The following is a 14,185-nucleotide window of genomic DNA, read 5'->3' as shown; positions in this document are numbered from 1 at the left end:
GTTCGTACCTCTCCCTACGTAAAATGATTTTTGAGAATTTCTTAGCCTTTCAACGCCCCGGCCGCCATCCCGCGAACGAGTTGCTTAAGTCCAAACACCAGTAACAGCAGGGACGGTAGAATGACTAACGTAATCCCTGCGAATACGAGATTCCAAGAGGTTGTCTCCTGAAATTCCAGCATGGAGATGCCGATCTGCACCGTGCGCATCGATTTGCTGTTAGTGATCAGAAGCGGCCATAAGTAACTGTTGTACATATTCAAAAAAGAGTACACCGCCAGCGTTCCAAGCGCCGGTCTTGAAAGCGGAAGCACATGAAACAGAAAGTAACGGACATGCCCGCAGCCATCGATTTTCGCCGCCTCGAACAGCTCCTTCGGCAGCTGCAGGAAAAACTGGCGAAGCAGAAACGTCCCAAAGGCAGTGGCCAAAAACGGCACCATTAACCCCTGGTAACTGTCCAACCAATTCAGGCTGCGTACCGTTAAATAATTGGGGATCATCGTTACTTCCCAAGGAACCATCATCGTGGCGACAAATAAGCTGAACATCAAGCCTTTGCCCTTGAATTCCATCTTGGCGAAGGCATAGGCTGCCAAGCTGGCGGTGATCAATTGTCCAAGCATCACAATCCCGGAGACCAGAAAGGTGTTCCCGATAAACAAGGCAATCGGAACGATCTGTAGCACCTCGGCAAAGTTGCTCAAATGCAGCGAATGCGGCACCAGATGCGGTGGATAGGCGCTGGCTTCCTGCGGCGTCATGACGGACATAAACAGGCTGTAAACGATAGGATAAAGGACGAGAACTGCAGCTGCGGTCATGAACAACAACACAATGATTTGGTTAAAGGTCAGCTTGTTCATTGATAGTGGACTTTCCTTTCTACCCATTTGAACTGAATCAAGGTCAATAGCAGAATGACCAGGAAGAGTAGAAGCGCTTGGGCACTGCCCGTACCAAACCGGAAGTTGACGAAGGCTTCTTGGTAGATCGTGTAGACGAAGACGTTCGTCCGGTTCATCGGCCCGCCCGATGTCAGAATGTTGATCTGCCCAAACGATTGGAATGCACTGATGATGGACACCACCAACAGGAAAAATAACGTGGGCGACAGAAGCGGCAGCGTAATTTTGCGAAACGTTGTCATCGGTCCAGCTCCATCGATCTTGGCACTTTCGTACAGCTCGTCGGGAACTCCCTGCATCCCGCTGGACAGGATGATGTAATTAAAGCCCAAGTTCATCCAGACCGTCATCAGCGACACGGACCACAAAGCCCAGTCCGGGCTGATCAGCCAAGGTACCGGACCCACGCCGGCCAAGCCAAGTAAGTAGTTAAGCATACCTAAAGTAGGGTGAAACAGAAACTTCCAAATGACCGCCGCTGAACCAACGGAGAGTACCAACGGCAGCGAGTAGGCGAATTGGAAAAACCGTCTCCCCCGTCGAAGATGATGCGTGAATGCTGCGAGCACCAGCGCGATCAGCATTCCGGTTGGCACGGTGAATAAGGCAAAGAGCGCTGTCACCTTCATCCCGCTGACAAATAAGCCGGAGGCAAAAAGGCTGGTAAAATTGTCGAAGCCAACAAATGAGGCGATTCGACCAGTCGGGTCCGTGCTGTGTAAGCTCAAGTACACCGACTTTAGCAGCGGGTAGAACAAAAACACGACAAACAGGAGCAACGACGGAGCCAGAAACGTATAGGCCAGCGCATGTTCTCGAATGTTCTGTTGTTTTAAGGTTGCGGCGCGGGCAGATCGACGAGTCGCTGCAGAAGCCGATGCTACGGATTGGCCCCTTGATGGCAGACTCACCTGGTGATCCAGCTCGCTCATGAGGAAAGCCTCCTTTTTTTATGAAGGTTGAGATGTTCAAATTCCTCTGCTAGTGTATAGCTTGGATGTCACCGGAACGTTAGCCATGGATCAATGGAGTGTCAAAATCGTCATCGCACAGTAAAAGAAACGCAAAAAAGCCGCCTCCCACGCGTATGCGGTGAAGACAGCTTATAAGAATGTGGACTTTATCTTCATGCTTCGGATTCGCTGACGATCAGCCGGAGTGACCCTGTCATGGTTGGCATGTTCCGATAGTGCCCGTATTTGCAGTCCCATTCCCCGGATTTCAAAGCATCGGCCAAGCGCTGAACCAGGCGCTCCTCCACGCCTTCCGCCAAGAAGCCCCATGCTGACTGGGCCTGACGTACCTCGGGGATCAGGAACGCTTCCGGACGGCCGTAGAAAGCTTCCTGGAATCCATCAATACAATCCAGTGGAATGGGCAACGGAATGATCTGCCCTCCCTCTCCCAGCGCTTCAAGAATGTCCTGCGGTTTCGGATAACGCCGCCGCTCGGCTTCGATCAGCTCCGGAAAATACTCAGCCGTCCAGAACGAATCGAGTGCATCCGGATCAAAGGTCAAGACGATGACGTTCCCTCGCGTCACCCTTCTCAGCTCCTGAAGGCCATGGCGAAAATCAGGCCAATGGTGGACAGTGACCATCGCCATCCCTGCATCAAAAGCCTGATCATCAAAAGGCAGCGCATCTGCCCAGGCGTTGACGGCCGGAACTGCTCCGCGCGCCCTCCGCTGACTGCGCATCGTTGCGGAAGGTTCTACTGCGACGACATACCGGTCCTTCGGCTCATAGGACCCGGTTCCAGCGCCCACGTTGATGATCGTTTGGGCATCCCCCAACGCCTCGAACACATACCGCGCAATACGCGGATCAGTCCGCCGATATCCAGCGTAATTTGTCCCCTGTTGATCGTAATCATAAACGAGTTTTTCCAGGTTCATCCCTGCCTCAGCTCCTTTTGGCATACGATTATATTTCCTGCTGAGGACATTGTAGTTGATTTAGACCCATAAATATAATATATCTTTATAAGTAAATCATAGATATAAGTTATGAATTGAAATGGGCTTAAGTGGAATGAACTTACACGCCTTGCGGTTGTTCCACGTCATTGCGGAGACAGGCAGTGTGACGCGCGCGTCGGAGCTGTTAAACATCAGCCAGCCGGCCATCTCCGCCCAGATCCGTAAGCTGGAAAAGGAACTGGGACTGCCCCTGCTGAAAGCGCAAGGACGCGGCATCGCCTTAACCGATGTCGGGGACAAGCTGTTTACCTACAGCCGACGCCTCTTTGCGGTAGAGCAGCAGATCGAGCAGTTTTTGCAAGATTATAAAATGGGGGAGCTGGGGCATATCTTTAAATCACAATACGAGCATGTGGAGATGAGCATCAACACGACAAATTCGACGGATGCGCTAAAGCAACTGCTGAATTTGGAGGTGGATTTGGCGATCTACGGCGGATTGCCAGAAACCTACCCTGAATCGGTTCATGCAGAGGAAATGTTCCGGGACGAATTGTGGTTTGTCGTCTCCCCGAAACATCGGTATGCGGGACAGCGCGTCTCCCTCCACGACATGGTCAGGGAACCTTTTGTCATGCGGGAGATCGGCAGCTCCACACGGGAGCGGTTTATGGCATTATGCCGGACCTACAATGCACAGGCGCCGCGCATCGCCTTGCAATTTAACGGGTTAAACGAAACCGTCCAGGCGGTGATTGCCGGGTACGGGGCCAGCTTCGTTTCGGCGCTGGTGGTGAGGGAATACGTGGAGCGCGGACTACTGAGCCGCGTCTTCGTGGATGGCGTAGACCTGATGAATACGATCTCGGTCTATACGCGAAAAAATGAACCGCTGTCTCCAGCGGTCCAACGTTTTGTCGATTTGATCCGTGAGCATCCGCATGGATGACGCCCGATATTTTTTCACGATACAGTCTGCTTCACAAACTCATAAAAAGCCAGCGCATCCGCCCAACTGCTGAAGCCGGCCTGTGCCAGCTTGTCGCTGCCGCCGCCTTTGCCTCCATAAGCAGAGAGATGCTCCTTGAAGAAGGCTCCGCAGGACAGCGATAGGCTGCCGTTATGGGCCAGCACCACCTTCTGTTCCGCTTCCGTGGCCAGCAGGACCGCTGCATCAGTTTGGGCCGTCAGCTTTTGGGCAAGGCTTTGCAAATCCTTCAAGGACTTGTCCGCATAGATTTGCGCAATGATCCCGCCTTCGCGCTTCTCCAGCAGCTCACTTACGGTTACTTCGTCCATCGCTTCTTTTAACGTATCGTACTCCCGTTGCAACCGCTTCTGCTCATCTTCCCATTTGTCGAGGCGCTCCAGAATGCTGTCCCGACCTGTTTTTAATTTGGCGGTAATGGTTGCTAAAATGTGTTGCTGCTCCTGAAACTCTCTGAGGGCCCGGTACCCACATTTGAAAAAGATCCGAACATTCCCCTTCTGCTTCTCGGTCTTCAGCAGTTTAATCATCCCGATCGCACCGGTCGCCGCCACATGCGTACCTCCACAACCGTTGTACTCCACGTCTTCCATCTCCACGATGCGGACGCGGTCCACCGCCTTCGGAGGCTTCACCAGCGGCAGTCGGGACGCCTCCTCCTGGGTAACGAAGTAGCTGGAGATCTTGTGATTCAAATAAATATGACGGTTCGCTTCACGTTCAATCGCCTCCAGCTGTTCCGCAGACAGTTCGGGACGTTCTACATCAATGGTGCAATAATCTTCACCCAGATGAAAGCTCACGGTGATCGCTTCATACAGCTCGCGACAAACCGCGGATAGCAAATGCTGCCCACTATGTTGCTGCATGTGGTCAAACCGGCGATCCCAGTCGATTTCACAGCGTACTTCGGCCTCGTCTGGGAAACGCTCCACCTTATGCAACACGACATCGCCCTCACTGATCACATCCAGAACCGGAATCCCGCCAATCCGTCCGGTATCGTTGGGCTGACCGCCTCCATGGGGATAGAAGGCGCTCTCTTCCAGAACAACGTAAATGCCATCCTCCCGCTCCAGCTTGTCCTTGATGCGGGTGGTCCAATGGGTCAAATAGGCATCGTCGAAATATAGTCTTGTCGTCATCGCTTGGTTCCCTCTCTTTTTAGGTAACGTTCAATTTTGGATCCTCATCACCAAACTTCTTCCATCTACTATACCGAATAATCGCCGGACTTTACACCATTTCGTGATCTTGTCTGTTCGAAGAACCAAGCTCGCTTGTCGCCGTTGAGGCGCGGATCGTCCGGGTCCATCGAGGAACGGCTGCTCATGAATGGATCATGCCCACCCTTGCCCGCTCATATAATGAGGTGACAGGTCGAGGGAGGGAGCAAGGATGGCACAGTACATGGGCGAGATCCGGGGAGAAATCCAACGGTTAACCGAGGAACTGATCGAGCGGCAGGAGTTGGACGGAACGTGGCGCTTTTGCTTCGAAAACGGCATCTCGATTGACGCTTGCACAATCATTCTTTTTCGTACGTTAAACAATGACAAAGAAGATTTGATCCGACAGCTGCACGATCGCATCCTTGCGGCCCAGGAACCAGAAGGCTGCTGGCGTTGGTACCATGACGACAAGGAAGGCCACTTGTCCGCTACGGTTGAGGCTTATTACGCTTTGCTGTACTCCGGGTACAGCAAGCCGGAAGACGAACCGATTCAACGGGCGAAACGTTATATCCTGGACCGGGGCGGCATTGGGCACGCCGGAAGCCTGCTCACCAAAGCCATTCTGGCCGCCACCGGACAGAGAGATTGGCCGACCTCCTTATCGCTCATCCCCATCGAAATCCTGCTATTGCCTGAATCGTTACCTCTGAACTTTTATGATTTCTCCGGATATTCGCGGGTGCATCTCGCACCGCTGCTGATCATGGCCGATCGGAATTTTCGCGCCCGGTCAAAGCGAACGCCGGATTTAAGCGAGCTGTTTCTCGACGCGCGCAGCGAAGAGGAAGACCCGCTCACGCTTACTCCAGAAAGCCGGGAACCGCTGAAGCTCATCCAATCGGCCTTGGCGCATTTGGTAGGTACGCCGCAACGTATCCGCCATGCCGCCGTTAACCGGGCTGAGCAATATATGCTGGATCGAATTGAAAGCGATGGGACGCTGTACACGTACGCCAGTTGTACGGTGCTGATGGTGTTCGCTTTGCTGGCGCTGGGATACGAGCCGCAGCATCCGGTGATCCAGCGTGCGGTGGAAGGGTTATCTCAGATGAAGTTTGCGGTGGACCGCGGTGGCCAAGGGGGAACACGCTATGTCACGATCCAGAACTCTCCCTCTACCGTATGGGATACCGCGTTGATTTCCTATGCTTTGCAAAAAGCAGGGGTTTCACCTACTCATCCGGCCATCCAACGAGCCGCCGATTACCTGCGTGAGCGCCAGCATCACCGCCCTGGCGATTGGCAGATTCATAATCCGGGCATCGTCCCCGGAGGCTGGGGGTTCTCCGAGACGAATACGTTCGTCCCTGACGTCGACGACACCACCGCCGCCCTCCGCGCCTTGTCCGCCTTTCATGCCGACGATTGTGAGGTATTAGAATCATGGAACCGCGGGCTTAACTGGGTTTGGTCGATGCAAAATAACGACGGCGGCTGGCCAGCCTTCGAAAAGAACACCAACAAAGAGATGCTCACTTGGCTGGCGATTGAAGGAGCAAAGTCCGCAGCCATCGATCCTTCTGAAGCGGATTTGACCGGAAGGACGCTAGAGTTTTTGGGCAACTTCGCCAAACTGAGCGTTCGACAGGATTGGGTGGCCCGCGGAGCGGATTGGTTGCTGAGCCATCAGGAGGAAGACGGCTCTTGGTATGGCCGCTGGGGGATATGCTACATCTACGGAACCTGGGCGGCGCTCACCGGGCTGATGGCCGTGGGCATGCCCGCCGATCATCCGGGGATCGCGAAGGCGGCGGATTGGCTGAGGCGCATCCAAAACCCGGACGGCGGCTGGGGCGAATCATGCCGCAGCGATCAGTTGAGGCGGTACGTTTCGCTTCAGGCCAGCATACCGTCCCAAACCGCCTGGGCGCTTGATGCGTTGATCGCCGTCCATGATCAGCCAACGCCCGAGATCGAACGGGGCGTTGCCCGGCTGATCGCGATGTTGTATGAGGAGGATTGGCCCTCCACGTATCCAACGGGAGCCGGTTTACCGGGTTATTTTTACGTGCATTATCACAGCTATCGATATATCTGGCCGCTCTTGGCCTTATCGCATTACGTCAACAAATATGGAGACGGTACGCATTAGCTCATGGAACTGTCCCTTGAGTCGTTTTCAAGATTCCTTCTGCCAGGTATTAATGGCGTTAAGACGAAGAACAACTACCAGTAACGCGCCTCACTCGTTGCAGACGATGAAAAACTGCAAAAATACAGTTATTTTTTGCGATTTAACTCCAATCAACTGTTTCAAGCAAAAAAACCTGCACTTTTGCAGGTTTTTCCTCTACTTCGGCGACTTGGCCGAAAAAAACTGCACTTTTGCAGTCTTTTGACGGCGGTAGGGGCAGACAGAGCGGCGAGCAGCCAGCCCTTGACCCGCGAGACCCCAGGCGTCACTTCATCAACCACCGAATCACAGCCATGATTAAAGAGAACACAACGCTGAGCACGATACACGTCACGATCGGGAAGTAGAACCGAAAATTGCCCCGTTCAACCGCAATATCCCCCGGAAGCCGCCCCAGTTGCACGAACCTTCCCAAGAACATCCACAGCAAACCAATCACGATAAGAACCGCACCGGTAACGATCAGTATTTTCGGAACGTTACTCATGAACCCGTCTCCTTTTTATGTAAATGCTGTTTTGACCTCATCATACAAACCGTCTGCCGAAAAAGCAAACTCGAGGGCTCCTATAAGATTCCCCAAAACATACATATCAACCCGATCTCAAACATAGATATTCTGTAGAAGCAATAGTGCCTATACATAGGAAAGGCAGGGAACAACATGGCGGTTTCTTATATGGATTTCACATCACCCAACGCACAGTTCACGTACGACGTTAACCGGAACACAACCTTCCGCAAAGATCAACGGAACTTCATCAACATGCTTTCCATTCATCAGATAAACACGCTGGGGAATATGTCTTTTTTTGATACCTACCTCGACAAAGGCAACGTCGTCGAAATGCACATTCACCAAAACGCTTCAGAGCTAGTGTATTGCCTTTCGGGTGAAGTGGTGGTCTCAATCATCAACCCATTCACCAAAGAATTGAAGCATTACCCCACCCGTCCCGGATGGGCGACCAGTATCCCGCAAGGGTGGTGGCATTACGACACGGCGACGATGGATGGGACGCGGTTTCTGGCGATTTTTGATCAACCGATTCCAGAATTTATTCTCGCCTCCGATATGCTGCGGCTGACTCCACCTGAAGCGTTCGCCCATACTTATTGTCTGGATGTAGAAAAAGTAAGAGCTGCGTTCGCCCCTCTAAATCAATCGGTAATCATCGGTCCTCCGTTGGGCTGTCATCAACCGAACCCGCAAGCTCAAGCGCAGCAAACTTCGACGCCACATACTTATCATCCGCCTTATAATCAGGGTTACGGGCTGCGGCCTTACCAACAGAGCGACGGCAATCCTCGCCGGCCGCAGGTCATCGGTAACGGCTGGGCGCATTTGTATCACGACGGACCCTGAATCTACTTCGGTAAATGGCAAGACCCCCAATCTGCGGTTGGGGGTCTTATGTTTGTTTCCTTATCCAATCTTCTCAATACTCACCTTCGCCCGCAGCTCCTCGATCAGTGAACGCTCGGCCAAATCGTCGGAGAAAGCGGTAGCGCTGCCCGAGGCTACGCCGGCCCGGAACGCCTCCATGAAGTCTCCCCCTAAGGCGAGCGTCCCCGTAAATCCGGCGATCATTGAATCGCCAGCACCAACGGAGTTGCGCACCTTGCCGGGCGGAACATTCGCATGGAAGACCTCGTTATCACCGATCAACAGTGCGCCTTCCGCAGCCATCGAAATCAATACGTGCTGCGCCCCTTCTTCTAGCAGCTTGCGGCCGTATGCGATCAACTGCTCCCGTGTCTCTATCACGACGCCAAACAGCTCAGCCAGCTCATGATGGTTGGGCTTCACAAGCAGCGGGTGGTAAGGCAGCGCCCGGCGCAGCGGTTCACCTGTGGTATCGATGACGAACTTTGCTCCTTGCTTTTGGCACATCTTGATCAGCTGCTCATAGTAGTCGGCAGGAAGCGAGGAAGGCAGGCTGCCCGCCAAAATAACCAGATCACCTTCCTTCAAAACGGACAGCTTCTCCACCAAAGCATCGGCTTCTCCCGGTGCGATAACTGGGCCAGTACCGTTAATCTCCGTTTCACCGCCATGCTTAAGCTTAATATTGATCCGGGTCTCCCCGCCGCGAATGCGTACAAAATCAGCAGGAATCCCTTCATTATGCAAAGCTTCTTCAATAAAATCCCCAGTGAAGCCGCCAAGGAACCCCATAGCTGTCGTGTCCGCCCCAAGCCGCTTGAGGATGCGCGAGACGTTAATCCCTTTCCCGCCGGGCAGCTTCAGGTCTCGGTTCATCCGATTGAGCCCGCCGAGCTGCAGGCGGTCAACCTCCACGATATAGTCAATGGAAGGATTTAAAGTAAGTGTGTAAATCATCATGGATTATCCTCCAATTAGGTTTGTCATTTCCGAGATGGGCTTACGCCAGTGTTCCGTAACCTGCTCTGTAATGAGGGCCGCCCGCTCCAGCTCGAACATCTTGGCAAAAGCAACATTCCCGATTTTGCTGGAATCGGCAAGTACATAGGTGAGCGAGGACTGCTCATTCGCACGGCGTTTTAATGCGGCTTCCTCTGGATCCGGCGTCGTATACCCCGCCTCGGGATGAACCCCATTCGCCCCAAGGAAACACCGGTCAAACCGAAAATGCGTTAACTGCTCCAGCGCTAGGTTGCCGACCAGGGCTTTCGTGCGTTTTTTGCCCAGACCTCCAAGCAGGTACACTGGAATGTCTGCCTCAAGCAGCGCCTCCACTTGCGGTAAGCCGTTCGTCACGACGGTGATCGATTTCCCGCGCAGATAAGGGATCATGGCCAAGGTCGTCGTACCCGCGTCCAGATAGATCGCCTCCCCGCTGCGAACCAAGCCCGACGCAACTTCAGCAATTTGCTGTTTTTGCGGGAGATGGACGGCAGACTTCTCCGCCATCCCGGGCTCCAAACCTCCGGGCATCATCGGGAGCGTCGCGCCGCCATGTACCCGGCGAAGCAGTCCCTGTTCTTCCAAATCCGCCAAATCGCGCCTTACGGTGGATTCGGACGCTTCAAGCATGACGCATAGCTCCTGAAGCTTAAGCGTACCTGCCTCCTGCAACCGTCGCATAATCCGGCGATGCCTTTCTTCCGTTAACATCATTCCCCTCCCAACTCCACCGTCGGTTCGTATCCTCAGCATAAAACAATCATATTCTATCATAATAATTCAATTTCAATCAAATCCTTTCATTCACCATCACAGGACTTGAACGCTGTTTTCGTCCTCCAACGCTGTTCAAACCCCCGATAACTAATATTCGGCGAAAAAAATCCCCCGGCAATAAAGCCGAGGGATTTGAGTCTCAGATTATTTCAGCAGCCACAAAGCCGGCACGTTCGGCGGCTCCCAGCCGACCAGGGAAGTATGAGCCTGACGGCATTCGTAGATCTCCCCGTTGTAGCTGACCAACTCCCCTACCGCATACGCGGTATTTGGGGCCCAAGGTTGCGCAGCAGGAGCCGACGCTGTCGTCACTTGCACCGTGTTGCTGGCTGCAGATTCATTGCCGGCCGCGTCAATTGCACGTACGGTGAACGTATAGGAAGTTGCTGCGCTGAGTCCGGTTACCGTAAAGCTGGTCTCCGTCCCAGACACGGTTACAGATAAGGTGGATCCGCGATAAATTCGGTAGCCTGTGACCCCCACGTTATCAGTCGATGGGCTCCACATTAACGTCACACTGGAGGACGTGGGTGTCCCCATAACATGCAGGTTACCGGGAGCCGAAGGGGCCTGGGTATCGTTCACGGCCGGGCTTGTCGTCACGGTCACCGGGTTGCTCGGCGAAGAGCTGTTGCCCGCTCCATCCACCGCCCTGACGGTAAACGTATAGGACGTGTTCGCATTCAGCCCAGTCACAGTATGGCTCAGCGTGGATCCCGACACCGTACCTACCAAGTTGCTGCCATTATAAACCCGGTAGCCGGTGACGCCAACGTTATCACTGGAGGCGTTCCAGCTAAGCGTAACCGAGTTCGAGGTAACGGCCGTTGCCGCCAGCCCGGTTGGTGCCGTCGGAGCGGTCGTGTCTCCTGAGTTGCCGCCGCCAAAATCGACGTCAATCACGTTGTAGAAGGCGTTCGCCGTATCTGCGATCTCCCAGACAGCCAGGATCACATGGTACCCTGTCCGCTCCGGGACGTTGCACGTATGCGAGTACGTAAACGGAGGCTGCACCCCGCCATAGTTCACCGTGCAGAACGGTGTCAGATCAAAGGAATTGCGCGTTAATGGGGCATTAGGGTCCCAGCCCGGTTTCGTGATGTAATATTTCCAGTTTGCCGTGGCATGGGGGGCGGTAAATTTCCAGGTGAAGGTGTTCGTTCCGGCCGAAATGTTCACTTTGGTCCATCGGTTGGCCGATTGCTCATCCAGCTTAGGGAAGGCTCCATTAGCACTCGCGATCTTCCCATCTGCTGGTCCGGCATTCGGGAATCCCTTGGGCGCTTCCAAGCTCTGAGGCTCGTATACGATCGCACCGCAGTCCGTATTCTGGCCGTTTTTGCACAAGATCGCCCGGCTTGCCGGCCCGTCCACCCAGCCGTGAGCCGAAGCTTGTTCCGATAACAGGATCATTCCGATTCCAGCAATCACCATGACCAACAAAGAAGTAAGCGCCTTCAAAACTAACGATTGTGCTAGCCGTGTTGAAGTCATGCTTGTCCCTCCTTTGAAATTGGAAATGTGCCTTATGTCTGATCCTTGGCTGTGCATTTCAAATTCTCACTTTTACAACCTTCTGCAGGAACCCTAAACGCCCCCCCTTTCTGAAGGAAGTCTATATAAACTCCCAAAGGAGCTTATACCATAACTGCGTATCACATAAGATCATGAAGGGAATTAAATAAATAGAAGAGGATGCTAATACTGGGGAAAATTACTGATGTCCAAATTATACACGATTCGATGCATTTTTGTGAAGAATTATTTATTTTTTGTAAAATATAGTACATCCTTGGTAAATTGCCGCGTTAAAAAACCCGCCATTACAGCAGGTTCTTGTCTTACCCTATAGTTCTTTTTGTCGGAAGCCTTACTTCACCATCGCCAGCGCCAACCCGTCATATGCCGGCAGCAATGTGCTGATCAGACGCTCATCCGTGGCGATCATCTCGTTGAATCTGCGCATCGCTTGTACCGACGGTCCATTTTTGTCGGGATTTAACGTCCGGCCGCGCAGCAGAATATTATCCCCGGCAATCAGCGCTCCCGGTTTCGCCAACTTGATCGCATATTCGAGATAGTTCGGGTAGTTTTCCTTATCCGCATCGATCAAAAAGAAATCAAACTGCTCCCCCCGTTGCTCCAGGATATGCAAGCTGTCCAGCGCGGGGCCTACCATGTATTCCACTATCTGCCCGTATCCGGCTTCATGCAAATTGGTTCGTGCCAGTTCGGCGTTCTCTTCCTTCAACTCCAAGGACACGAGCCGCCCGTCCGCAGGCAATCCCCGCGCCATGCAGATGCCGCTGTATCCGCCCAGCGCGCCGATTTCCAACACGGATTTGGCTCCAGCCAGCTTGACGAGCAACGTTAACAGCCGCCCATATCCCGGCGCAATCGACACATCCCGCATCCCCTGGTTGGCGATGGATTGGGTTACCCGTTCCAGCACTTCATCCTTGGCGTATAATTCATCACCGTATTCCTCCGGCGTCAGCATCGAATAATCTTCCTTTCATCCGTTCATTCCTTTTACTTAAGAACCGTTTGTAACTTGTTAGACATTGGCCTATACTGAATTGTATGGTTTTTCCGCTATTCTCACAAGTCTATGCGAAGCTGGAGTGATTGACGTAAATATGGCTGGACCTTTGCAACTGATCGCCACCGCCCCGATGGGCCTGGAGGCCGTGGTGGCGCGTGAACTCAAAGAATTAGGTTATGAAGATACGGCGGTGGAAAACGGCAGGGTGAATTTCACCGGAGATCTCATCGATATTTGCCGCTGTAATTTGTGGCTAAGAACCTCGGATCGCGTCCTCATCAAAATGGGCGAGTTTACGGCCGTCACCTTTGACGAGCTGTTTGAAGGCACCAAGGCGCTGCCTTGGCAAGATTTTATCCCGGTAAACGGAGAGTTTCCGGTGGAAGGACGCTCGCACAAATCGCAGCTCAGCAGTGTGCCGGCGTGTCAGGGGATCGTGAAAAAAGCGATTGTCGAAAAGCTGAAGCAATCCTATCACACCGAGTGGTTCGAAGAAACCGGACCGCGTTACGTGATTGAAGTAAATCTGCTTAACGACAAAGCGCTGCTGACACTGGACACGACCGGTCCAGCACTGCATAAGCGCGGCTACCGCAAGCACGCGACCGAAGCACCGCTCAAGGAGACGATGGCCGCGGCGATGATTCTGCTCAGCCGCTGGAATCAAAACCCGGTGCGCCCGTTCTACGACCCGTGCTGCGGTTCGGGAACGTTGCCGATCGAGGCAGCGATGATCGGCTGGAACATAGCGCCGGGCTTGCGGCGCACGTTTAACGCCGAGCGATGGCCGGTTGTGCCGCCAGAGCTGTGGCAGCAAGCGCGCGACGAGGCGATTGACGCGGTACGGGACGATGTACCGCTGAACATTGCCGGCAGCGACATTGACCCGGCCGCGATCGAAATCGCTAAAGCCGCGGCCAAAAGCGCCGGGCTGGCGAACGAAATCCGGTTCGCCTGCATGCCTGCCGCCAAAGTCCAGCCGCAGGGCGATTACGGCGTGATGATCACCAACCCGCCATACGGTGAGCGGATTGGGGAAGAGAAGGAAGTGCGCAAGCTGATCGCCCAGCTCGGGAGAGTGATGGCCGGACTGCCGACGTGGTCTTTTTTCGCACTGACACCAACCAAGCAGTTCGAGCACGAGTTCCAGCGCAAAGCGGACAAGCGCCGCAAGCTGTTCAACGGGCGTATCGAATGCCAATATTTGCAGTATCTCGGGCCCCTTCCTCCGCGCCATTAGGTGCAGAGGGAGGGTCTCTCCCTTTTACACCTTAGCAAGGAAAGGAGC

13 protein-coding genes are annotated in these 14,185 nt (G+C 53.7%); 4 read left to right on the top strand and 9 right to left on the bottom strand.

Annotated elements, in window-relative coordinates; all coding sequences use genetic code 11:
* Window positions 1-41: 41 nt before the first annotated feature.
* The 3 genes from M3G15_RS03065 to M3G15_RS03055 all read right to left on the bottom strand — a co-directional run bounded on the left by M3G15_RS03065 (window position 42) and on the right by M3G15_RS03055 (window position 2,805).
* The gene (locus tag M3G15_RS03065) at window positions 42-866 is read right to left on the bottom strand and encodes a carbohydrate ABC transporter permease (protein WP_127575776.1); all 825 of its coding nucleotides are present in this window, start codon (window positions 864-866) and stop codon (window positions 42-44) included.
* Window positions 863-1,840, bottom strand: a complete 978-nt coding sequence (locus tag M3G15_RS03060) for a carbohydrate ABC transporter permease (RefSeq protein WP_260070022.1) — start codon at window positions 1,838-1,840, stop codon at window positions 863-865. The genes M3G15_RS03065 and M3G15_RS03060 overlap by 4 nt, the downstream gene beginning before the upstream one ends.
* Window positions 1,841-2,034: 194 nt before the next feature.
* Window positions 2,035-2,805, bottom strand: a complete 771-nt coding sequence (locus tag M3G15_RS03055) for a class I SAM-dependent methyltransferase (protein ID WP_260070021.1) — start codon at window positions 2,803-2,805, stop codon at window positions 2,035-2,037.
* Window positions 2,806-2,941: 136 nt separating this feature from the next.
* Here M3G15_RS03055 and M3G15_RS03050 point away from each other — a divergent pair, with 136 nt between their 5' ends.
* On the top strand, window positions 2,942-3,778 hold the full coding sequence (locus M3G15_RS03050; RefSeq protein WP_260070020.1) for a LysR family transcriptional regulator: 837 nt from the start codon (window positions 2,942-2,944) through the stop codon (window positions 3,776-3,778).
* A 14-nt stretch (window positions 3,779-3,792) separates the two neighbouring features.
* Here the strand turns inward: M3G15_RS03050 and M3G15_RS03045 are convergent, their stop codons facing one another.
* Window positions 3,793-4,962, bottom strand: coding sequence for an alanyl-tRNA editing protein (locus tag M3G15_RS03045; protein WP_260070019.1), 1,170 nt, complete (start codon window positions 4,960-4,962; stop codon window positions 3,793-3,795).
* A gap of 253 nt (window positions 4,963-5,215) precedes the next feature.
* On the opposite strand from M3G15_RS03045, the gene shc reads away from it, so the two are divergent.
* Window positions 5,216-7,144, top strand: coding sequence for a squalene--hopene cyclase (shc, locus tag M3G15_RS03040; protein ID WP_260070018.1), 1,929 nt, complete (start codon window positions 5,216-5,218; stop codon window positions 7,142-7,144).
* Window positions 7,145-7,451: 307 nt separating this feature from the next.
* Here the strand turns inward: shc and M3G15_RS03035 are convergent, their stop codons facing one another.
* Window positions 7,452-7,673, bottom strand: a complete 222-nt coding sequence (locus M3G15_RS03035) for a DUF2905 domain-containing protein (RefSeq protein WP_028538772.1) — start codon at window positions 7,671-7,673, stop codon at window positions 7,452-7,454.
* Between the two features lie 177 nt (window positions 7,674-7,850).
* On the opposite strand from M3G15_RS03035, the gene M3G15_RS03030 reads away from it, so the two are divergent.
* A complete protein-coding gene (locus M3G15_RS03030) occupies window positions 7,851-8,552 on the top strand; it encodes a cupin domain-containing protein (protein WP_036700008.1) in 702 nt (233 codons plus the stop codon).
* A 60-nt stretch (window positions 8,553-8,612) separates the two neighbouring features.
* On the opposite strand, the gene pfkB is transcribed toward M3G15_RS03030, so the two are convergent.
* From pfkB to M3G15_RS03010, 4 genes are all read right to left on the bottom strand, one after another.
* The gene (pfkB, locus tag M3G15_RS03025) at window positions 8,613-9,530 is read right to left on the bottom strand and encodes a 1-phosphofructokinase (protein ID WP_260070070.1); all 918 of its coding nucleotides are present in this window, start codon (window positions 9,528-9,530) and stop codon (window positions 8,613-8,615) included.
* A 6-nt stretch (window positions 9,531-9,536) separates the two neighbouring features.
* Window positions 9,537-10,286, bottom strand: coding sequence for a DeoR/GlpR family DNA-binding transcription regulator (locus M3G15_RS03020; RefSeq protein ID WP_260070017.1), 750 nt, complete (start codon window positions 10,284-10,286; stop codon window positions 9,537-9,539).
* Between the two features lie 210 nt (window positions 10,287-10,496).
* Complete coding sequence (locus M3G15_RS03015) at window positions 10,497-11,846, bottom strand: lytic polysaccharide monooxygenase (RefSeq protein ID WP_028538775.1); 1,350 nt, start codon at window positions 11,844-11,846, stop codon at window positions 10,497-10,499.
* A gap of 376 nt (window positions 11,847-12,222) precedes the next feature.
* On the bottom strand, window positions 12,223-12,852 hold the full coding sequence (locus M3G15_RS03010; protein WP_260070016.1) for an O-methyltransferase: 630 nt from the start codon (window positions 12,850-12,852) through the stop codon (window positions 12,223-12,225).
* A 139-nt stretch (window positions 12,853-12,991) separates the two neighbouring features.
* Here M3G15_RS03010 and M3G15_RS03005 point away from each other — a divergent pair, with 139 nt between their 5' ends.
* On the top strand, window positions 12,992-14,137 hold the full coding sequence (locus tag M3G15_RS03005) for a THUMP domain-containing class I SAM-dependent RNA methyltransferase (protein ID WP_028538777.1): 1,146 nt from the start codon (window positions 12,992-12,994) through the stop codon (window positions 14,135-14,137).
* Window positions 14,138-14,185 lie beyond the last annotated feature (48 nt).

It is taken from the genome of Paenibacillus sp. p3-SID1389 (assembly GCF_025151705.1).
Lineage (GTDB): Bacteria > Bacillota > Bacilli > Paenibacillales > Paenibacillaceae > Fontibacillus > Fontibacillus phoenicis.
The sequence above is the reverse complement of the archived record's forward strand: the minus strand, read 5'-3'. Positions and strand labels throughout refer to the sequence as shown.

What these genes read in the sequence shown, in the direction of transcription:
- M3G15_RS03065 (WP_127575776.1), bottom strand. Translation starts at nt 866, where the DNA reads ATGAACAAGCTGACCTTTAACCAAATCATTGTGTTGTTGTTCATGACC.
- M3G15_RS03060 (WP_260070022.1), bottom strand. Translation starts at nt 1,840, where the DNA reads ATGAGCGAGCTGGATCACCAGGTGAGTCTGCCATCAAGGGGCCAATCC.
- M3G15_RS03055 (WP_260070021.1), bottom strand. Translation starts at nt 2,805, where the DNA reads ATGAACCTGGAAAAACTCGTTTATGATTACGATCAACAGGGGACAAAT.
- M3G15_RS03050 (WP_260070020.1), top strand. Translation starts at nt 2,942, where the DNA reads ATGAACTTACACGCCTTGCGGTTGTTCCACGTCATTGCGGAGACAGGC.
- M3G15_RS03045 (WP_260070019.1), bottom strand. Translation starts at nt 4,962, where the DNA reads ATGACGACAAGACTATATTTCGACGATGCCTATTTGACCCATTGGACC.
- shc (WP_260070018.1), top strand. Translation starts at nt 5,216, where the DNA reads ATGGCACAGTACATGGGCGAGATCCGGGGAGAAATCCAACGGTTAACC.
- M3G15_RS03035 (WP_028538772.1), bottom strand. Translation starts at nt 7,673, where the DNA reads ATGAGTAACGTTCCGAAAATACTGATCGTTACCGGTGCGGTTCTTATC.
- M3G15_RS03030 (WP_036700008.1), top strand. Translation starts at nt 7,851, where the DNA reads ATGGCGGTTTCTTATATGGATTTCACATCACCCAACGCACAGTTCACG.
- pfkB (WP_260070070.1), bottom strand. Translation starts at nt 9,530, where the DNA reads ATGATTTACACACTTACTTTAAATCCTTCCATTGACTATATCGTGGAG.
- M3G15_RS03020 (WP_260070017.1), bottom strand. Translation starts at nt 10,286, where the DNA reads ATGTTAACGGAAGAAAGGCATCGCCGGATTATGCGACGGTTGCAGGAG.
- M3G15_RS03015 (WP_028538775.1), bottom strand. Translation starts at nt 11,846, where the DNA reads ATGACTTCAACACGGCTAGCACAATCGTTAGTTTTGAAGGCGCTTACT.
- M3G15_RS03010 (WP_260070016.1), bottom strand. Translation starts at nt 12,852, where the DNA reads ATGCTGACGCCGGAGGAATACGGTGATGAATTATACGCCAAGGATGAA.
- M3G15_RS03005 (WP_028538777.1), top strand. Translation starts at nt 12,992, where the DNA reads ATGGCTGGACCTTTGCAACTGATCGCCACCGCCCCGATGGGCCTGGAG.